Here is a 20,185-nt window from a genome sequence, read left to right on the forward strand (position 1 = left end):
GCTAATCGGCAATCGATTCGGGTGCGGCGCGCCCGGCGGCGTCGGCGAGCCCGCGCAGCAGCTCCCGGGTGAATGCCTCGGGCTTCGCGGCGCTCACCATGTGCGATGCGCCGGGGATCGTGACGAGCCGCCCGTCGGCCACCGCCGCGAGGTAGCGGGCGGCGTGCCAGCGGATGTGGTCGAACTGCCCGTTCACGAACAGCACCGGCATCTCGATCTTCGCGAGGCTGGTCACCGGGTCGACCCGCAGCAGGTCGACCAGCACGTCGTCCATGACTTCGAGGGCGACCCCGCCGGCCAGAACGTCGTCCGCACCCGGCGACGGCACGAGGGAACGCAGCGCTGTGTCGTTGAGCCAGCGGCCGCGGTCGGGAAGCCGGTGGATTCCCTTCGCCAGCAGCCGCCAGCCGCCGATCACGATCCTGTGCGGCACCGTTCCGCAGCTCGCGGCCAGCAACCCGCAGATGGCTCCGGGGTGGCGCGCCGCCCAGTCGATCGACAGGTACCCGCCGAGCGAGAACCCGACCAGGTACGGCGGGGTGCCGGTCGCGGCGGTAGCATCGGCTACCGCGTCGCCGATGGTCTGCATCGCGGCGCCGAGCGTGAACCGCTCGTCCATGCGTCGGCCGTGGCCCGGTAGGTCGACGGCGATGACATGGATGCCGCGTGCCTCGAGCACCTCGCGCTGGTGGCGCCACATGGTGCTCGAGGTACGTAGCCCATGTACGAGGATGACGGCGGGGGTCATGCAGTCAACGGTACCCAACGCCCCGGTAGCGTGTGCCCTATGCCGTCCCTCGCCCCGCACACCGCGTCCGTGCCGCCCTCCGGAATCCGCCGCATCTTCGACCTCGCCGGGGAGCTCGACGACGTGATCGCGCTGGCCATCGGCGAGCCAGACGTTCCGGTGGCCGAGCACATCCTCGCGGCCGGAGCCAGGGCATTCATGGCCGACGTCACCGACTACACGCCGAACGGCGGCATCCCGCAGCTGCGGCAGGCGATCGTCGAGAAGCTCGCCCGCGAGAACTCGCTGACCGTCGACCTCGAGCAGGTGTGGGTCACGGTCGGCGCCACCCAGGCACTGCACCAGGCGATGGGGCTGCTGCTCGACGCGGGCGACGAGATCCTCGTGCCAGACCCCGGCTACACCACGTTCTCGATGAGCGCCCGCATGGCGGGAGCGACCCCGGTGCCGTACTCGCTGCGCCCGGACAGCGGATTCGCCCCGAGCATCGACGAGCTCGACCGATTGGTCACCGATCGCACCAGGGTGATCATCGTCAACACCCCGTCGAACCCGCTCGGGTCGGTGCTCGACGCCGACCAGCTGCGCGAGTTGCTCGCCTTCGCGAGGCGGCACGACCTGTGGGTGCTCAGCGACGAGGTCTACGAGTACTTCACCTACGGCACCCCGCACGTGAGTATCGCGAGCCTCGACGACGACGACCGGGTGTTCTCCGCCTTCTCGCTGTCGAAGACCTACGCCATGACTGGGGTGCGCGTCGGCTACCTCGTGACGCCGCCCGGCATGGCCCCGATCATGCGCACCGTTCAGGAGGCCAGCATCAGCTGCGTCACCTCTCCCGCCCAGCTGGCCGCCATCGCGGCCATCACCGGCGACCACCAGCACGTCGCCGACGCCCGCGAGCACTACCGGGGAAATCTCGAGGCCGCCTGCGCGGTGCTCGACGAGCGTGGCATCCACTACCTGCGCCCCAACGGGGCGTTCTACCTGTGGATCGACATGCAGCACGCCACCCAGGGAGACGTCGCCGGCTGGACGGAGGCGTTCCTGCTGCGGGAGCGCGTGTCGGTCGCCCCCGGCAGCGCCTTCGGGCGGGCGGGGGAGGGCTGGATCCGCGTGTGCGTGGCCGCCGACCGGGCCGACGTGATCGAGGGCCTGCGTCGGCTGCCTGCCCCGCATGGGACAATTGCCTGACCCCGCCACCAAAGCACCATCGAAGGAACGCGTGAGCCCCATAGCGAACAAGGCCCTCCAGCCTGCGGCGACAGACCCCGCGTTCATCCGCAATTTCTGCATCATCGCCCACATCGACCACGGCAAGTCGACCCTCGCCGACCGCATGCTGTCGATCACCGGAGTGGTCAGCGACCGCGACATGCGCGCGCAGTACCTCGACCGGATGGACATCGAGCGCGAGCGCGGCATCACCATCAAGAGCCAGGCCGTGCGCATGCCGTGGCAGCTCGGCGACAACGCATACGCGCTGAACATGATCGACACCCCAGGCCACGTCGACTTCACCTACGAGGTGTCGCGCAGCCTCGCCGCGTGTGAGGGCGCACTACTGCTCGTCGACGCCGCGCAGGGCATCGAGGCGCAGACGCTCGCCAACCTGTACCTCGCGCTCGACAACGACCTCACGATCATTCCGGTGCTCAACAAGATCGACCTGCCCGCGGCCGACCCCGACAAGTACGCCAAGGAGCTCGCGAGCCTGATCGGCGGCTCGCCCGACGACGTACTCAGGGTCAGCGGCAAGACCGGCCTCGGCGTCGAGGCGCTGCTCGACCGGGTCACCGAACTCGTGCCGGCCCCGGTCGGCGACGCCGACGCCCCTGCCCGCGCGATGATCTTCGACTCGGTGTACGACGCCTACCGCGGCGTGATCACCTACGTGCGCATGATCGACGGCAACCTCGGCCCGCGCGAGCGCATCCAGATGATGTCGACCCGCGCGACCCACGAGATCCTCGAGATCGGCGTGAGCGCGCCCGAGCCCACCCCCAGCGCCGGCCTCGGCGTCGGCGAGGTGGGCTACCTCATCACCGGGGTGAAGGACGTGCGGCAGTCCAAGGTCGGCGACACCGTCACGACGGCCATGAAGCCCGCCACCGAAGCGCTGCCCGGCTACACCGAGCCGCTGCCCATGGTGTTCTCCGGCATCTACCCGATCGACGGCTCCGACTACCCGGTGCTGCGCGAGGCCCTCGACAAGCTCAAGCTCAGCGACGCCGCACTCGTCTACGAACCCGAGACCTCCGTCGCCCTGGGCTTCGGGTTCCGCTGCGGGTTCCTCGGCCTGCTGCACCTCGAGATCGTCACCGAACGCCTCGAACGCGAGTTCAACCTCGACCTGATCGCCACCGCCCCATCGGTGATCTACGAGGTCACCACCGACGATAAGCAGACCGTCACCGTCACCAACCCCAGCGAGTTTCCCGGCGGCAAGATCCAGACCGTGCGCGAACCGATGGTCAAGGCCGCGATCCTCGCGCCCAAGGACTTCGTCGGCGTGATCATGGAACTGTGCCAGAGTCGCCGCGGCACCCTGCTCGGCATGGAGTACCTGGGTGAGGACCGGGTCGAGATCCGCTACAACATGCCGCTCGCCGAGATCGTCTTCGACTTCTTCGACAACCTCAAGTCGAAGACCGCCGGCTACGCGTCGCTCGACTACGAACCCATCGGCGACCAGGATGCCGACCTGGTCAAGGTCGACATCCTGCTGCAGGGCGAGCAGGTCGACGCGTTCAGCGCGATCGTGCATCGCGACAAGGCATACGCCTACGGCACCCTGATGACCGGCCGGCTGCGGGAGCTCATCCCGCGCCAGCAGTTCGAGGTTCCCATCCAGGCCGCGATCGGCGCGCGCATCATCGCCCGCGAGAGCATCCGCGCCATGCGCAAGGACGTGCTCGCCAAGTGCTACGGCGGTGACATCACCCGCAAGCGCAAGCTGCTCGAGAAGCAGAAAGAGGGCAAGAAGCGCATGAAGATGGTGGGCCGCGTCGAGGTGCCGCAGGAGGCGTTCATCGCCGCGCTGTCGGGTGACGTCGAGAAGAAGGCCAAGTGATGGCCGGCGAGATGCCCCTCTGGGAGAAGCCTGTCACCTACGGCGCCATCGGCGGAACCAAGGCAGCAGACCTGCTCACCTACCCGCCGAAGGGCTTCCGGCCGATCGAACGCCGTCGCCGCATCGGCCACGGCGAGAACCGCTTCGCCTGGGCCAGCGCGCAGACCATGTCGTGGGGAATCCAGCGCCTCAGCGGCTTCACCGTCGATGTGGTGGATGCCCCGGCCGCCGTCACCGACCAGACCTACGTTCCGGTCTCCTTCGACGACGACGGTCGTCCCGTCGAGAGCGTCGCCGCCGAGACCGGCGCAGGCGAAGACACCTTCGGCGGAGACGGAACCTCGTTCCTGATCCCCGGGGACACCGCGACGCTCACCATCCGCTTCCTCGGCATTCCGGTGACCGCCCCGGTGCGCGTCGTCTACGTGATCGACGAGCCCAACCGCAAGGGCTTCGCCTACGGCACGCTGCGCGGCCACCCCGAGAGCGGCGAGGAGGCGTTCGTCGTCGAGCGCACCGACGACGGCTCGGTGTGGCTCACCATCTCCGCCTTCTCCCGCCCCAGTGCCTGGTACTGGTGGGTGCTCTCGATTCCGCTGCGCATCGCGCAGGAGCAGTACACCCGCCGCTACCTCAAGGTGCTGGCCGGCCCCACGGACTGACCGCGCCGATGCCAGGCGCCCTGCCCATCGCCGACCCGGCCCCCCTCGACGGACTGCTGCCGGGCAGCGCCGCCGACGGCGCGCTCGAACGTGACTTCGGCGTCTACCTGCACGTGCCGTTCTGCCGGGTGCGCTGCGGGTACTGCGACTTCAACACCTATACGGCAGACGAGCTGCGCGGCGTCAAGCGCAGTGACTATGCGGGCCAGGCCGTCGCGGAAGTGGCCCTCGCGCGCGAGGTGCTCGAGCGCTCAGGGGTGCCGGCGCGGGAGGCATCCACCGTATTCTTCGGCGGCGGCACCCCCACCATGCTTCCCGTCGACGACCTGGTCGCGATGCTGCACGCCGTGCGCGACACCTGGGGACTCGCCGAAGGGGCGGAGGTCACGACAGAAGCCAACCCCGATTCGGTGGATGCCGCGTACCTCTCGCGCCTCGCCGACGCGGGCTTCACCAGGGTGTCGTTCGGCATGCAATCGGCGGTGCCGCGCGTGCTTGCGACGCTCGAGCGCACCCACGACCCCGAGCGGGTACCGCTCGTCGTGGAGTGGGCGCGGCAGGCGGGGCTCGGAGTCAGCCTCGACCTGATCTACGGCACGCCGGGGGAGACCATCGACGACTGGCGGGTGTCGCTCGAGCACGCCATCGCGCAGCGGCCAGACCACCTGTCGACGTATGCGCTGATCGTCGAGGACGGCACCAAGCTCGCGCGGCAGATCCGGCGTGGCGAGGTCGCCCAGCCCGACGACGACCTGCAGGCCGACCTGTACGAACTGGCCGACGAGCTCATCGGCGCCGCCGGCTTCGACTGGTACGAGGTCAGCAACTGGTCGCGCGGCACCGGGCACGAGTCACGGCACAACCTCGCCTATTGGCGGGGGCAGGACTGGTGGGGCATCGGGCCTGGCGCGCACAGCCACGTCGGGGGAGTGCGCTGGTGGAACGTCAAGCACCCCGCTGCGTACGCCGAGCGCATGCTCAGCGGCGCATCGCCCGCCGCGGGGCGCGAGACGCTCGACGACGAGACCCGGCACATCGAGCGGGTGCTGCTGCTCAGCCGGATCCGCGCGGGGATCATCATCGGCGACCTGCCGGCGGCCGCCCGCACCGCGGTCGCCGGGCTCATCGCCGACGGGCTCATCGACGGCGCGGCGGCCATCCACGGCGAGGTGACCCTGACCCTGCGCGGGCGCCTGCTCGCCGACGCCGTGGTGCGGCGCCTGCTGCCCGACTGACTCGCTGCCTAAGCCGCTACTTCACGAACTGGATGGCCAGCGGGTAGGAGTACCACTGCCCGTTGTTCGACGCGACGGCGGCGATGATGCTGAAGACGACGACGAGCACGAACACCAGCACCAGCAGCGGGGCGCCGATGAGGGCGAGGATGAACGTCGACGCCAGGATCGAGCCGACGATGCCCGCGAGCAGCATGGTCAGCTGAAAGTTCAGCGCGGTCGCGGTGTGGTGGCGCACGAACGGCCCGCGGTCCTTGAGCACCAGGTAGGCGATCAGCGCGGGGAGGAAGCTGAGGAAGATGCCGCCGACGTGAACGAGGGTGGACCACATCTTCTCGTCGCTGGGGCTGAGCTGCTGCGGGGGCTGGTAGTACGGATTGGTCATGGCGACTACTTGATGAACCGGATCGCGAACGGATAGCGGTAGCCCTGGCCGTCCTTGACCTTGAGGAACGCGATGATCGAGAACACGATGCTGACGATGCTCACGACCCAGCCGAGAAAGCTGACGCCGCCGAGCAGCCCGAGGGTGATGACGGTGAGGATGAACGAGAGCACGATGATGGCGACCTGCGCGATGGCGAGGGTGATCTGAAAGTTCAGAGCCTCCTTGCCCTCGGTGTTCACGAACGGCCCGCGGTCCTTGAACACCAGCCAGATGATGAGGGACGGCACAAAGCCGATGATGCCGCCGAGGTGCGCGAACGAGGCCCATTGGATGTCCTGGGCCGGTGTCAGCGGCGGGGCCGACTGCGGGTTCGTGGGGTAGCTCATGGGCTGGTGCCTCTCGTGAAGGGTGCGGGCCCGGTAGACCGAGTTGCTGCCACGCTACTGCCCGCCCCGACGGCGGGCAATCACCGTCGCGCGCGCGTCGCGGTACAATTGGCAGTCCGCGCACGGGAGTGCCAGAGCTGATGAGGGAGGTGCGGTGTGGTCTCAGATCGCGGCCTTGAAGTACTGAGGGTCATCGTCAAGGACTACGTGGCCTCTCGCGAGCCCGTCGGTTCGAAGTCCATCGTCGAGCGCCACGCCTTCGGGGTGTCTGCGGCGACCATCCGCAACGACATGGCCCTCCTCGAGGAGGAGGAGCTCATCACAGCTCCCCACACCTCGTCCGGCCGCATCCCGACCGACAAGGGCTACCGCGTCTTCGTCAACCAGCTCGCCGACCTGCGCCCCCTGCTGCCGGCCCACCGACACGCCATCGAGGCGTTTCTCGGCCAGTCCGAAGACTTCGACGACGTGCTCTCGCGCACCGTGCGGTTGCTGTCGCAACTGACCCACCAGGTCGCGATGGTGCAGTACCCGACCCTCGGCCACGCGCGCATCCGCCACATCGAGCTCGTGCCACTGAGCACCACCCGGGTGATGACCGTCGTCATCACCGACACCGGCAGGGTCGAGCAGCGCATCCTCGACATCGCGGGCGGCGTCGACGAGGTGTTCTTCGCCGAGCTGCGGGCGAAGCTCAACTCCGGCATCGGCGGACTCGCCCTGGCCGAGGCGGCGGGAAAGCTGGCCGCGCTGAGTGACGAGTTCGTCGACGAACGCGCCCCCATTGTGAACCAGGTCGCGTCGAGCCTCATCGAACAGGTCGTGGCCGGTCGGCAGGATCGCCTCGTCATGGCGGGCACCGCCAACCTCGCACGAACCGAAGAGGACTTCACCGGCAGCATCTACCCCGTGCTCGAGGCGATCGAGGAGCAGGTCACACTGCTGCGCCTGTTCGCCGAGATGGAACCCGACCAGAACGGCTTCTCGGTCAGCATCGGCCGCGAGAACGCGTCGTTCGGGCTCGGCGAGACCTCCGTGCTCACCAGCGGCTACACCGCATCCGGCGGCGATTCCGCCAGGCTCGGCGTACTCGGGCCCACCCGCATGGACTACTCCAACAACATGGCAGCCGTTCGCGCTGTCGCCAGATACCTGTCGCGCCTGCTCGGCGACGACGACACGACCACCCGCTGACCCGCCGCGATCCGCCTCGGGCGGAACGCCGGCACGGCGGCTGAACACCATACGAAGGACATGAATTGGCAGACCACTACGAGACGCTCGGTGTCTCCCGCGAGGCAACCCCCGACGAGATCAAGAAGGCGTACCGTCGGCTCGCCCGCGAACTGCACCCCGACGTGAACCCCGGGGCCGACGCCTCGGAGAAGTTCAAGCTCGTCACCCACGCCTACGACGTGCTCTCCGACGCCAAGTCGCGCCAGCAGTACGACCTCGGCCCCCAGGCCGGAATGGGCGGCCAGAACTTCGGCGGCTTCGGCGACATCTTCGAGACCTTCTTCGGCGGTGGCGGCCAAGGCGGCGGCCGGTCGGGCCCGCGCAGCCGCCGCGAACGCGGCCAGGACGCCCTCATCAGGGTCGAGGTCGAGCTCGAGGAGATCATCTTCGGCACCCAGCGCGACCTCGAGGTCGACACCGCCGTGCTCTGCGAGACCTGCAACGGCTCGTGCGCCGCTCCCGGCACCTCACCCGTCACGTGCGACATCTGCCACGGCTCCGGCCACATCCAGCGTGCCGTGCGCAGCCTGCTCGGCAACGTCATGACCTCGAGCCCCTGCGGAACCTGCCGCGGCTACGGAACGATCATCCCCAACCCCTGCCCCACCTGCCAGGGACACGGCCGGGTGCGCTCGCGCCGCAACATCCCCGTCGACATTCCCGCCGGCGTCGACACCGGACTGCGCCTGCAGATGCCGTCGCAGGGCGAGGTCGGCCCCGCCGGCGGCCCCAACGGCGACCTCTACCTCGAGATCAAGGTCAAGCACCACGACGTCTACAGCCGCGACGGTGACGACCTCCTCGCGACCCTCGAAGTGCAGATGGCGGATGCGATCCTCGGCACCTCCACCACGCTCAAGACGCTCGACGGCGAGGTGTCGGTCGACATCAAGCCGGGCACCCAGAGCGCCGAGATCATCACGGTGCGCGAACGCGGTATCACCCACCTGCGCGGAGCGGGCAGGGGAGACCTCAAGATCGGCGTCCAGGTGGTGACCCCCACGAAGCTCAGCCACAAGGAGCACCAGCTCATCAGCCAGTTCGCGCAGAGCCGCAAGTCGCACCCGCCGACGCTCGCCCAGTTCCAGCAGGGACTGTTCCAGAAGATGCGCGACCGCTTCCTCAACCTGTAGCGCATGGCCCACTTCTACATCTCCGAGGAGCTGCTGGGTGCTGCGGTCGGTGACACCGTCACTATCGCCGGGCCCGAGGCGCGGCACGCCGTCACGGTGAGCCGGGTCACCGTCGGCGATCCCATCGTCGTCGGCAACGGCTCAGGACTCGTGGTCGGCGGGACGGTCACCGCGACTGAACCGCAGCAGCTCACCCTCACGGCGACCTCGGTAGACGAGGTAGCCCCGGCGTCCCCCGCGGTGTTCCTCGCCCAGGCCCTCGCCAAGGGCGACCGCGACGAGAGCGCGGTGCAGGCCGCCACCGAACTGGGCGTCGACGGCGTCATCCCCTGGGCGGCGCAGCGCTCCATCGTCAAGTGGGAGGGACCGAAGCTGCGCAAGGGCCACGACCGGTGGTCGGCCATCGTGCGCGAGGCGAGCAAGCAGTCGCTGCGTCCGTGGCTGCCGGATGTCGCGCCACTGGTGTCGACGAAGCAGCTGGCCGCCCTCGCCGAGCACTCCCGCATGCTCGTGCTCGACCCGGCCGCCTCCAACCCGCTCAGCGCGGTCATGGCAGACGGGCGCGACATCGTGCTCGTCGTCGGACCAGAGGGCGGCATCTCCTCGGGCGAAATCGACGTGCTCGTCGGCCGCGGCGCCGAAGTCGTTCGCCTCGGCGACACCGTGCTGCGCACCAGCACCGCGGGCCCGGCCGCCCTCGCGGTGCTCAACGTCGCCCTCTCCCGGTGGTGACCAGCGTCGACCGTTACTCTGGAGCAATGAATGCCGCAGAACCGTCGATCTTCACGCGCATCGTGGCGCGCGAGATTCCCGCCGACATCGTGTTCGAGAGCGACACGCTGATCGCATTCGAGGACATCGCGCCGCAGGCACCCGTGCACCTGCTCGTCGTACCGAAGACCGAGCGCTACCGCGACGTCGTCGAACTCGCCGCATCCGACCCCGCACTCCTCGCCGAGCTGGTCTCCACCGCGAGCGCCCTGGCGGCGGAATATTCGACCGGCGAGTTCCGGTTGGTCTTCAACACGGGGGCCTCCAGCGGCCAGACCGTATTCCATGTTCACGCCCACGTTCTCAGTGGGGCACTCGAGGAAGGCACCCTTGCCCAGCAGTAACGAAATTACCCCGTCGGACGACGCCATCGAGAGCGTCCTGGTGGAGGTGGACGGCGTGGCGATGGTGCGGTTGCTCGGTCCCCAGGACCGGCTGATCAAGGCCGTCGAACGCGCCCACCCCACGGTCGACGTCGCCGTACGCGGCAACCAGATCCGGCTGTCCGGCACCGCGGACGCCGTCGCCGCAGCCGAACGCCTCGTCGACGAACTCGTCACCATGGCGCGCGGCGAGGTCGACTTCGACGACGCCGCGGTCACCACCTCTGCACGCATGCTCAAGTCCGACCCCGGCGTGAGCCCCGCCGAGGTGCTCAGCCAGGCCATCCTCACCTCCCGCGGCAAGAGCATCCGCCCGAAGACCCTCGGTCAGAAGCTCTACGTCGACGCCATCGACGAGAACACCATCGTCTTCGGCATCGGACCGGCAGGTACCGGCAAGACCTACCTCGCCATGGCCAAGGCCGTGCAGGCGCTGCAGCGCAAGGAGGTGGAGCGCATCATCCTGACGCGACCCGCCGTCGAGGCCGGTGAACGCCTCGGCTACCTGCCGGGCACGCTCACCGACAAGATCGATCCGTACCTGCGCCCGCTGTATGACGCGCTCAACGAGATGATGGACCCGGAGGTCGTGCCCAAACTGCTCGCCGCCGGCACCATCGAGGTCGCCCCGCTCGCCTACATGCGTGGCCGCACCCTCAACAACTCGTTCATCGTGCTCGACGAGGCGCAGAACACCACGCCGGAGCAGATGAAGATGTTCCTCACCCGGCTCGGGCACGGCTCACGCATCGTCGTGACCGGCGACGTCACCCAGGTCGACCTGCCGACCGGATCGAGCGGACTGCAGCTCGTCACCCGCGTGCTCGCCGAGGTCGACGACATCCACTTCGCCCGCCTCAGCAGCGACGACGTTGTGAGGCACACTCTGGTGGGACGCATCGTCGACGCGTACACCAAGTTCGACGCCGAGAAGCAGGCCGCGGCCTACCAGCGCGAGCAGGTTGATGCCGCCAACCGGGCCGACCGCCGGGCAGCCAACCGTCCGGAGCCGCAGGACCGCAGGCCCAAGGGATGGCGTCGCTGATGTCGGTCGAGATCAACAACGAGTCGGCCATCCCGGTCGACGAGAGTGCGCTGCTGCGCCTGGCGTCGTTCGCGCTCGACCACCAGCACGTTCACCCCGACGCCGACCTCGCGATCATGCTGGTCGACGAGGGTGCCATGGAGCAGCTGCACCTGCAGTGGATGGACGAACCTGGCCCCACCGACGTGCTGAGCTTTCCGATGGACGAGCTGCGCCCCGGCACCGACGAGGCGATCACGCCCGCCGGGCTGCTCGGCGACATCGTGCTGTGCCCGCAGGTCGCCACGGCGCAGGCCGAGACGGCCGGCCACACCACCCTCGACGAGCTACTCATGCTCACGACGCACGGGCTGCTGCACCTGCTCGGGTTCGACCACGCCGAACCCGACGAGGAGAAGCAGATGTTCGGGATCCAGCGCGATATTCTCGCGTCGTTCTCCCGCAGCGACACCCACCCGGAGTAGCGCCATGATCACCGTATTCCTGGGCATCGCGGTGGTGCTCGTCGTGTTCGGCGGCTTGCTCGCCGCGGCGGATTCCGCGATGTCGGTGACCTCGCGGGCCGACCTGCTCGACATGTCGACGTCGGCCAGGAGCCGCGCCTCCCTGCAGGCGATCGCCGGTGACATCGACGCGCACGTCAATGCGATCAACTTCATGAGGGTCGTCTCCGAGACCACGGCCGCGGTGCTGGTGACACTGTCGCTCGAGTTCGTGTTCCGCGAGCTGTGGCTGACGCTGCTCGTTTCCGCGCTCGTGATGACCGTGGTGTCGTTCGTTCTCGTCGGCTCGAGCCCCCGCAGCGTCGGACGCGAGCACTCCCGCGCCCTGCTGCGGTTCGCCGCGCCCACCATCCGCGCGGTGCGCATCGGCCTCGGTCCGATCCCGGCGGGCCTCGTGGCCCTCGGCAACCGGGTCACGCCCGGCCGACCCAAGACGGCGACGTTCTCGTCGGAGGAGCAGCTGCTCAGCATGGTCGACGAGGCCACCGAACTCGAGGTGCTCGAAGAAGACGATCGCGAACTCATCCACTCGATCTTCGAGTTCAACCAGACCGTGGTGCGCGAGGTGATGATCCCGCGCACCGACATGGTCATCATCGACCACGATGCGTCGATCGCGACCGCGATGGACCTGTTCCTCACCCGCGGTAACTCGCGCATGCCCGTGATCGGTACCGATATCGACGACGTGCTCGGCGTGCTGTACCTCAGGGATGTCGCGCGCTACAGCTTCGAGCGTCCGATCGGCGAGGCCGACATCACCGTCGCCGAACTCGCCCGCCCCGCGGCGTTCGCCCCCGAGTCGAAGAAGGCCGACGAGATGCTGCGGCAGATGCAGCTCGAGTCGAACCACCTCGCCATGGTCGTCGACGAGTATGGCGGCATCGCGGGGCTCGTCACCATGGAGGACCTCATCGAGGAGCTCGTGGGCGACATCTCCGACGAGTACGACCGCGAGGTCGTCGAGATCGAGGAGCTCGCGAACGGCCAGTACCGGGTCAGCGCCCGGTTGCCGGTCGACGAACTCGGCGAGCTTTTCGACATCGAACTCGACGACGACGACGTCGATTCCGTCGGCGGGCTGCTCACCAAAGCGCTCGGGCGGCTGCCGCTTCCCGGCTCGCGCGCCACGCATTCCGGCCTCGTGCTCATAGCCGAGCGCACCGAGGGTCGCCGCAAGAGACTCAGCACCGTGCTCGTCGAGCGCGACCAGGCACTGATCGACGCCCAAGCCGCATTCGGCACAACGACAGGGGATACCCACCATGAGTGACACCGAACAGCACGGCACAGGCGGGGACGGCACCCTCGATGGCGGCGCCGACACCGGCACAACCGAATCCGCTGCGTCGGAGACCGCCGCCGCGGAGGCCTTCCGGGCGGGCTTCGTCTCGTTCGTCGGGCGACCCAACGTCGGCAAGTCGACCCTGACCAACGCGCTGGTGGGGGAGAAGGTCGCGATCACCAGCTCGAAGCCGCAGACCACCCGCCGCGCCATCCGGGGCATCGCCCACAAGAAGGCCGGGCAGCTGATCCTCGTCGACACCCCCGGCATGCACCGCCCACGCACCCTGCTCGGCGAGCGGCTCAACAGCATCGTGCAGGAGACCCTCGGCAACGTCGACGTGATCGGGTTCTGCGTTCCGGCGAACGAGAAGATCGGGCCGGGCGACAAGTACATCAACGAGCAGCTCGAGTCCTTTCCCCGCGCCAAGAAGGTCGCCATCGTCACGAAGATCGACGCGGCGTCGCGCCCGGCCGTCGCCGAGCAGTTGCTCGCGGTGTCGGCCATGCGGGACTGGGAGGCGATCGTTCCGATCTCGTCGAACAGCCGCATCCAACTCGATACCCTCACCACGCAGCTGATCAAGCTGCTGCCGCCGTCGGTCGCGCTGTACCCGGCCGACGCCGTTACCGAGGAGGGGCTCGAGGACCGCATCTCCGAGCTCATCCGCGAGGCCGTGCTCGAGGGCGTCGAAGACGAGCTGCCGCACTCGATCGCCGTCACCGTCGACGACATCGTCGAGCGCGACGACAAGGAACTGGTCGAGATCTACGCGAACCTGTTCGTCGAGCGCGACAGCCAGAAGGGCATCATCATCGGCCACAAGGGCTCGCGCCTCGCCGATGTCGGCGCCCGCGCGCGCATCGAGATCGAGCCGCTCATCGGCAAGCAGGTGTTCCTGTCGCTGCGGGTCAAGGTCGCGAAGGACTGGCAGCGCGACCCGAAGCAGCTCGGGCGCCTCGGGTTCTAGGGCGACGCCGGTTCCAGGGCGGGGCCGCCCGCATACATCGCTGGGATGACATCGGGTGTCGCGCGATGCATCCGGGTGGTTATGCGCGGCGTCGGGTGGTGGCGCGACCTACGGTAGGGGGATGCTCCGCACCCTGACCCGTCGGCAGCAGGTGGCCGACGTCGCCGTCGCCGTCGCGCTGTTCGTGCTGGCCGCCCTTCCGACGCTCTACGTCACCGGTAGCCTGCTGGTGCTGTTTGGCATGTGCGTCGCGATGGTCTACCGGCGCCTCCGGCCCGGCATCGCACTCGGCATCGCGTGGGCGGTGTCGCTGCTCCAGATGGCCGCCGCGCTGACGCCGGAGTACGCGAACATCCTCACGTTCGCCGTGCTCTTCGCCACCTCCGCGTACGGCAATAGGGCGGAGAAGTGGCTGGGCCTGGCGTCGACCGTCGTTGGCGCGTTCTTCGTGTCCGGGTACTTGGTGATCGGGCCGCAGTTCTTCGGCCTGTCGGGTGGGATCCCATCGCTCGACCAGGTGCCGAGGCTCGCCATGGCGTTCCTGGCCAGCCTCGCGCTGTTCCTCCTGGCCTGGACCCTCGGGTTCCTGGCCAGGACCTACGGCAATGCCCGCGCCAGTGGCGAGGCCAGGGCGCGTGCGGAAGGCGAGAAGGAGCGGGCGACGCAGACTGTCGCGGTGGAGCAGGAACGCACGCGCATCGCCCGCGACATGCACGACGTCGTTGCCCACTCGCTCGCGGTAGTGATCGCGCAAGCCGACGGCGCACGCTACGCCGCCGCATCCGACCCCACCGCCGTCGATTCCGCGCTCACCACCATTTCGTCCACCGCGCGGGAGGCGCTCGGCGACGTTCGCATCCTCCTGGGGCAGCTGCGGCACGACGAGGCGCCCGGCCCGCAGCCGGTGCTCGACGATCTTGAACGCCTGATCGTGCAGCTGCAGGGGTCCGGGCTGGTCGTCGAGCACCGCTCGGAGGGGGAGCAGGTGCAGCTCGGCGTCGGCGCCCAGCTGGCGGTGTACCGCATCGTGCAGGAGGCACTCACGAACGCGCTGCGCCACGGCGACGGAGCGGTACCCACCCGGCTCACGATGCGCTGGACCGCGGACGGAATCGAGGTGACGGTGGCCAATCGCGTCGCCCAGGGCAGGGGTGCGGACGGCCCGGACGGGGCGATCGGGCACGGACTCGTCGGCATGCGCGAGCGCGCGGTGCTCGCGGGCGGAACCTTCTCGGCCATGGCCGTCGGGGGTGAGTTCGTCGTGACCGCGAGCGTGCCCCGAACCGCACGTGCGGCGACGGACGGTGGTACGGCGTGAGCGGCATCAGGGTGGCCCTGGTCGACGACCAGGCGCTCTTTCGAGCGGGCATCCGCATGCTCGTGTCGAGCCAGCCCGACCTCGAGTTCGTCGGCGAGGCGGCCAACGGGCAGGAGGCCATCGCGATGGCGGAGCGCGACCGCCCCGACGTCATCCTCATGGACATCCGCATGCCGGTCATGGACGGCATCGACGCCACGCGAGGCATCCTGGCCGGGGCATCGGCACGGGCCGAAACCGGGCCGCGCATCATCGTGCTGACCACCTTCGACCTCGACGAGGCAGCCACCAGGGCCATCAGGGGCGGGGCCAGCGGGTTCGTGCTCAAGGATGCAGAACCGGAGTTCCTGCTCGCCGCCATCCGCACGGTGCACACGGGCACCAGCGTCATCGCGGCATCCGCGACGCGGGAACTGTTCGAGCACTTCGACCGCCGGTCTCGCGCGGAACCACCCGCGGCGTTCGCGGCGCTCACCGCCCGGGAGCGGGAGATCTTCGGCCTCGCGGCCCGCGGCCTCAGCAACGCCGAGATCGCGGCATCCGAATTCCTCAGCGAAGCGACCGTGAAGACCCACATCAGTCGCATCCTCGGCAAGCTCGAGCTGCGCGACCGCGTGCAGCTCGTCGTGTTCGCCTTCGAATACGGCCTCACCGGGTGATCCGGGTGCCTCAGTGCGCCTCGGGGCTGACTCGCGGATGACCGGGAATCATCCTCTCGGCGGACCGACGCGGTCCTCCCGCCCGATGATGCGGGTACCCGATGATTCCTAGCGTGGGGGCATGACCTCACCCAGAACGGCATCACCCCGCAGCCATCCCCCCGCCAACGCCCGCGGCCGTCACGACACGGCAGGATCGATCGCCCGTGTCGAGAACCTCAGCAAGACGTACGGCTCGGATGCGGGGCACGTCACCGCCCTCGCCGGCGTCTCCATCGCCATCCCCGCCGGTTCATTCACGGCCATCATGGGGCCGAGCGGTTCCGGCAAGTCGACCCTCATGCACATCATGGCCGGGCTCGACTCGGCGAGCGGTGGCCGGGCGTGGCTCGGTGACACCGAGATCACCGCGCTCGGCGACGCTGAGCTCACCGTGGTGCGCCGCCGCCGCATCGGGTTCGTCTTCCAGTCGTTCAACCTCGTGCCGACGCTCGACGTCGCCGGCAACATCAGCCTCCCGTTCGAGCTCGACGGCAGGCGACCCACCGGTGCGGAACAGGCCTGGATAGACGAACTGGTCGCGAGCCTCGGGCTCACCGACCGGCTGGCGCACCGGCCGCGTGAACTCTCTGGCGGACAGCAGCAGCGGGTCGCCATCGCCCGCGCGCTCGCGACCCGCCCCGACCTCGTCTTCGCCGACGAGCCGACGGGCAACCTCGACTCCCGCGCCGGGCGCGAGGTACTCACGCTGCTGCGCACCGCGAGCTCGAAGTACGGGCAGAGCATCGCCATGGTCACCCACGACCCCATCGCCGCGAGCTACGCCGACCGCATCCTCTTCCTGGCCGACGGCAGGCTGGTCGAGGAGAGGCCCAGGTCGACCGCGCAGGAGATCGGCCGCTTCATGCTCGACATGGAGCCGGCGGCGTGAGCGGCGTACGCCGGTCCGCCCGCGCAGCGGGCGCGCACGCGTCGACGGCCAGGAGCCGGGCCGCGGAGCGCAGCAGGGCGCTGCTCCGTGGGCATGCGCCGAGCATCCTCGTCGCGACGCTGTCGAGCGCCTTCGGGGTCGCGCTGCTGCTCGTCACGGGTAATCTCGCGATCGTCATCAGTGCCGATTCCGTCGCGGGTGCCGCGGGAACGCTCCCCATCTTCCTCGCCGTGGTCTCGCTGGTGTTCATCGCCATCGCGACCTACGTGGGCGCGATCGTCACCGCCAACACCTTCGCCACGATCATCGCCGGACGCACGCGCACCATTGCGCTGATGCGCCTGATCGGTGCCACCGCCCGCAGCCAGCGCCGGGCCGTTGCGCGGGAGGGCCTCGCGGTGGGCATCGTCGGGGCGGTGTGCGGCTTCGCGCTGGGCACCGTCGTCACCGTCGCGCTCATGGCGACCGCGGTGGGCACCGGGTTCGTTCCCGCCCTGGGGTTCGACTACGCGCAGCCGCTGACGCTCATCCCCGTGGTCGGGGTCGTCGTGACCACCTGGATCGCGTCGTGGCTCGGATCTCGCCGGGTGCTGACCGTCACGCCCATGCAGGCGACCGGCGCGGCCGAGGAGGCCAGCCACGAGGAGGCGACCGCCGACCGCGGCCGCACCGTGGCCTCGGTCGTGATGTTCGCCATCGGCACGCTGCTCCTCGCCCTCAGCGTCGTCGCCGGGCTGGTCAACCCTGCCGCCGTCCTCATCGGCGTGGTCGGGGGCATGCTCTCCTTCTCCGGCCTGGTGCTCGGCTCGCACCTGGTGATGCCACCCGCCCTTCGGGTGGTCGGACGGATGCTGGGCTCACGCCCCTCGTCGAGGCTCGCGGCCGAGAATGCGATGCGCTACCCGGAACGCAGCGCGCGGTCGACCATCGGGCTCGTCATCGGCGTTACCCTCGTCACGATGTTCTCGGTGGCGGTCGCGAGCTTCCAGCGCATCATCGAGGAATCCCGGCAGAACCAGCCGGGCGTGTATTACGGCATCGACGAGATACTGACCATCACCGTCGTGGTGTTCTCGGTGCTCATCGGCTTCAGCGCCCTGATCGCCGCGGTCGGCATGATGAACACCCTGTCGCTGAGCGTGCTGCAGCGCGGGAGGGAACTCGGCCTGCTGCGGGCGCTGGGCTTCACCTCGCGACAGCTGCGGTCGATGATCCTCGCCGAGAGTGCGCAGCTGACGGTCGCCGCGGTGCTGGTCGGCCTCGTGCTCGGCACCGGGTACGGCTGGGTGGGCGCGCAGTCGTTCCTCGGCTCGATCAACGGGTCACCCGGGCTGGTCGCCCCGGTGGTGCCGCCGTGGTTGTTGGCCGTGGTTGCACTCTCGGCGGCGGTGCTGACGGTCGCGGCATCCATCGCACCGACCCGCCGTGCGACCCGCATCAGCCCGGTCGCCGCCCTCGCCGCCACGTAGCGCTCGCCCCGGCCGTCTCGTGCACGCATCGGCCCGCCACGCACCCTGGCGGGCCGATGCGCGGTGGTACCCTCGGATCATGCTGTTCGGTCTGCTCCTCCTTAGCTGCCGCGACGAGTCCTAACCAGGCCTCACTCGTCGCGGAGTTCGTCGTCGGCTGACCACCCACTGACCTACAGGATCCGAGACCATGAAGAACACGCAGTCCGCATCATCGATGCCCATCCACAAGTACCGCCCGTACCACGAGACGTTCGCCGTCGACCTGCCCGACCGCACCTGGCCGTCGAAGCGCATCACCGAGGCGCCCCGCTGGTGCGCCGTCGACCTGCGCGACGGCAACCAGGCCCTCATCGACCCGATGAGCCCCGAGCGCAAGCGCATCATGTTCGACCTGCTGGTGCGCATGGGCTACAAGGAGATCGAGGTCGGGTTCCCCAGCGCGAGCCAGACCGACTTCGACTTCGTGCGCAGCCTCATCGACGACGACCTGATTCCCGACGACGTCACCATCCAGGTGCTCACGCAGGCGCGCGAGACGCTCATCAACCGCACCTACGAGTCCATCCGCGGTGCCAAGCGCGCGATCGTGCACCTCTACAACTCGACGAGCGTGCTGCAGCGCGACGTGGTCTTCCGCACCGACCGGCAGGGCATCATCGACATCGCCCTCGAGGGCGCCCGCCTGTGCAAGGCCGCCGAGGCGACCATTCCCGAAACCACCGTCTTCTACGAGTACTCACCCGAGAGCTACACCGGCACCGAGCTCGAGTTCGCCCTCGACATCTGCAACCAGGTGATCGAGGTGTTCCAGCCGACCCCCGACCGCAAGGTCATCATCAACCTGCCGGCCACCGTCGAGATGGCCACCCCCAACGTCTACGCCGACTCCATCGAGTGGATGTCGCGCCGCCTCGCCCACCGCGAGAACGTGCTGCTCAGCCTGCACCCGCACAACGACCGCGGCACCGCCGTCGCGGCCGCCGAACTGGGCTACCTCGCCGGCGCCGACCGCATCGAGGGCTGCCTGTTCGGCAACGGGGAGCGCACCGGCAACGTCGACCTCGTCGCCCTCGGCATCAACCTGTTCACGCAGGGCATCGACCCGCAGATCGACTTCAGCGACCTCGACGAGGTCAAGCGCACCGCCGAGTACTGCAACCAGCTGCCCGTGCCAGAACGCAGCCCGTGGGCGGGCGACCTGGTCTACACCGCGTTCAGCGGCTCGCACCAGGACGCCATCAAGAAGGGCTTCGAAGCGATGGCAGTGGATGCCGCGGCGCGGGGCACCACCGTCGACGACCTGGTGTGGGCCGTTCCCTACCTGCCCATCGACCCCAAGGACCTCGGGCGCAGCTACGAGGCAGTCATCCGGGTCAACTCGCAGTCCGGCAAGGGCGGCGTCGCCTACCTGCTCAAGACCGACCACGCGCTCGACCTACCGCGCAAGCTCCAGATCGAGTTCAGCGGCGTCGTGCAGGCCAAGACCGACGCCGAGGGCGGCGAGGTCACCAGCCAGCAGATCTGGGACATCTTCACCGACGAGTACCTGCCGGCCGACGACGCCGACGACAAGTGGGGTCGCTTCGAGCTGACCCGCACCCGCACCTCGAGCGACATGTCCGGCGTCGTGTCACTCAACGCCGACCTGCGCGTGGGCGACCGCGAGATCACCACCGAGGCCACCGGCAACGGGCCGATCGACGCATTCCTCGAGGTGCTCGCGGGCCAGGGCATCCAGGTCACCGTCTACGACTACGTCGAGCACGCGCTCAGCGCCGGCGGCGACGCCCTCGCCGCATCGTATGTCGAGTGCGCCGTGGGCGATGTGAAGCTGTGGGGCGTCGGCATCGACGCCGACATCTCCACCGCGTCGCTCAAGGCCGTGGTCTCGGCAGTCAACCGCGCGGTACGCAACAACGCCGACGATCGCGAGCTCGTCAGCGCCTGACCCATCGCCCCGATATCCGGTCCGGTATTAGCCCACAGC

The 20,185-nt window shown here is 69.0% G+C and carries 20 protein-coding genes; 17 read left to right on the forward strand and 3 right to left on the reverse strand.

Annotated elements, in window-relative coordinates:
- Position 1 precedes the first annotated feature (1 nt).
- Positions 2-748: an alpha/beta fold hydrolase gene (locus G5S38_RS03655; RefSeq protein ID WP_165064422.1), complete on the reverse strand. Its 747-nt coding sequence runs from the start codon at positions 746-748 to the stop codon at positions 2-4.
- Positions 749-787: 39 nt separating this feature from the next.
- Here G5S38_RS03655 and G5S38_RS03660 point away from each other — a divergent pair, with 39 nt between their 5' ends.
- The 4 genes from G5S38_RS03660 to hemW are packed head-to-tail and all read left to right on the forward strand — an operon-like array spanning position 788 to position 5,718.
- Positions 788-1,942, forward strand: coding sequence for a pyridoxal phosphate-dependent aminotransferase (locus tag G5S38_RS03660; protein WP_165064425.1), 1,155 nt, complete (start codon positions 788-790; stop codon positions 1,940-1,942).
- A 31-nt stretch (positions 1,943-1,973) separates the two neighbouring features.
- A complete protein-coding gene (lepA, locus tag G5S38_RS03665) occupies positions 1,974-3,821 on the forward strand; it encodes a translation elongation factor 4 (protein ID WP_165064428.1) in 1,848 nt (615 codons plus the stop codon).
- Complete coding sequence (locus G5S38_RS03670) at positions 3,821-4,483, forward strand: DUF1990 family protein (RefSeq protein WP_235928879.1); 663 nt, start codon at positions 3,821-3,823, stop codon at positions 4,481-4,483. The genes lepA and G5S38_RS03670 overlap by 1 nt, the downstream gene beginning before the upstream one ends.
- A gap of 8 nt (positions 4,484-4,491) precedes the next feature.
- Positions 4,492-5,718 carry a radical SAM family heme chaperone HemW gene (gene hemW / locus G5S38_RS03675; protein ID WP_165064431.1) on the forward strand — a complete coding sequence of 409 codons (1,227 nt, stop codon included), beginning with the start codon at positions 4,492-4,494 and terminating at the stop codon, positions 5,716-5,718.
- Positions 5,719-5,734: 16 nt separating this feature from the next.
- Here hemW and G5S38_RS03680 read toward each other — a convergent pair whose 3' ends face one another.
- Positions 5,735-6,103 carry a DUF4870 domain-containing protein gene (locus tag G5S38_RS03680; protein ID WP_165064434.1) on the reverse strand — a complete coding sequence of 123 codons (369 nt, stop codon included), beginning with the start codon at positions 6,101-6,103 and terminating at the stop codon, positions 5,735-5,737.
- A gap of 5 nt (positions 6,104-6,108) precedes the next feature.
- Positions 6,109-6,492, reverse strand: coding sequence for a DUF4870 domain-containing protein (locus G5S38_RS03685; protein WP_165064438.1), 384 nt, complete (start codon positions 6,490-6,492; stop codon positions 6,109-6,111).
- A 156-nt stretch (positions 6,493-6,648) separates the two neighbouring features.
- Here G5S38_RS03685 and hrcA point away from each other — a divergent pair, with 156 nt between their 5' ends.
- From hrcA to leuA, 13 genes are all read left to right on the forward strand, one after another.
- Positions 6,649-7,686: a heat-inducible transcriptional repressor HrcA gene (gene hrcA / locus G5S38_RS03690; protein WP_165064443.1), complete on the forward strand. Its 1,038-nt coding sequence runs from the start codon at positions 6,649-6,651 to the stop codon at positions 7,684-7,686.
- Positions 7,687-7,751: 65 nt separating this feature from the next.
- The gene (gene dnaJ, locus G5S38_RS03695; RefSeq protein WP_165064446.1) at positions 7,752-8,861 is read left to right on the forward strand and encodes a molecular chaperone DnaJ; all 1,110 of its coding nucleotides are present in this window, start codon (positions 7,752-7,754) and stop codon (positions 8,859-8,861) included.
- Positions 8,862-8,864: 3 nt separating this feature from the next.
- The gene (locus G5S38_RS03700) at positions 8,865-9,593 is read left to right on the forward strand and encodes a 16S rRNA (uracil(1498)-N(3))-methyltransferase (protein ID WP_165064449.1); all 729 of its coding nucleotides are present in this window, start codon (positions 8,865-8,867) and stop codon (positions 9,591-9,593) included.
- Between the two features lie 26 nt (positions 9,594-9,619).
- Positions 9,620-9,976, forward strand: coding sequence for a histidine triad nucleotide-binding protein (locus G5S38_RS03705; protein WP_165064452.1), 357 nt, complete (start codon positions 9,620-9,622; stop codon positions 9,974-9,976).
- Complete coding sequence (locus G5S38_RS03710) at positions 9,963-11,060, forward strand: PhoH family protein (protein ID WP_407943822.1); 1,098 nt, start codon at positions 9,963-9,965, stop codon at positions 11,058-11,060. Before G5S38_RS03705 ends, G5S38_RS03710 begins: the two co-directional genes overlap by 14 nt.
- Positions 11,060-11,524, forward strand: coding sequence for an rRNA maturation RNase YbeY (gene ybeY, locus G5S38_RS03715; protein ID WP_165064458.1), 465 nt, complete (start codon positions 11,060-11,062; stop codon positions 11,522-11,524). The genes G5S38_RS03710 and ybeY overlap by 1 nt, the downstream gene beginning before the upstream one ends.
- 4 nt (positions 11,525-11,528) lie before the next feature.
- A complete protein-coding gene (locus G5S38_RS03720; protein ID WP_165064461.1) occupies positions 11,529-12,836 on the forward strand; it encodes a hemolysin family protein in 1,308 nt (435 codons plus the stop codon).
- Positions 12,829-13,818 (forward strand): GTPase Era, encoded by a 990-nt coding sequence (era, locus tag G5S38_RS03725; RefSeq protein ID WP_165064464.1) that lies wholly within the window; start codon positions 12,829-12,831, stop codon positions 13,816-13,818. Before G5S38_RS03720 ends, era begins: the two co-directional genes overlap by 8 nt.
- Before the next feature lie 121 nt (positions 13,819-13,939).
- Entirely contained in the window at positions 13,940-15,136 is a 1,197-nt protein-coding gene (locus tag G5S38_RS03730) for a sensor histidine kinase (protein ID WP_165064467.1), read from the forward strand.
- Positions 15,133-15,795, forward strand: a complete 663-nt coding sequence (locus G5S38_RS03735) for a response regulator (protein ID WP_165064470.1) — start codon at positions 15,133-15,135, stop codon at positions 15,793-15,795. Before G5S38_RS03730 ends, G5S38_RS03735 begins: the two co-directional genes overlap by 4 nt.
- Before the next feature lie 121 nt (positions 15,796-15,916).
- Entirely contained in the window at positions 15,917-16,726 is an 810-nt protein-coding gene (locus G5S38_RS03740; protein ID WP_165064473.1) for an ABC transporter ATP-binding protein, read from the forward strand.
- Complete coding sequence (locus G5S38_RS03745) at positions 16,723-18,195, forward strand: ABC transporter permease (RefSeq protein ID WP_235928880.1); 1,473 nt, start codon at positions 16,723-16,725, stop codon at positions 18,193-18,195. The genes G5S38_RS03740 and G5S38_RS03745 overlap by 4 nt, the downstream gene beginning before the upstream one ends.
- 190 nt (positions 18,196-18,385) lie before the next feature.
- Positions 18,386-20,146 (forward strand): 2-isopropylmalate synthase, encoded by a 1,761-nt coding sequence (gene leuA, locus G5S38_RS03750; protein ID WP_165064475.1) that lies wholly within the window; start codon positions 18,386-18,388, stop codon positions 20,144-20,146.
- Positions 20,147-20,185: the final 39 nt, after the last annotated feature.

The organism is Marisediminicola senii, from assembly GCF_011057645.1.
GTDB lineage: Bacteria > Actinomycetota > Actinomycetes > Actinomycetales > Microbacteriaceae > Marisediminicola > Marisediminicola senii.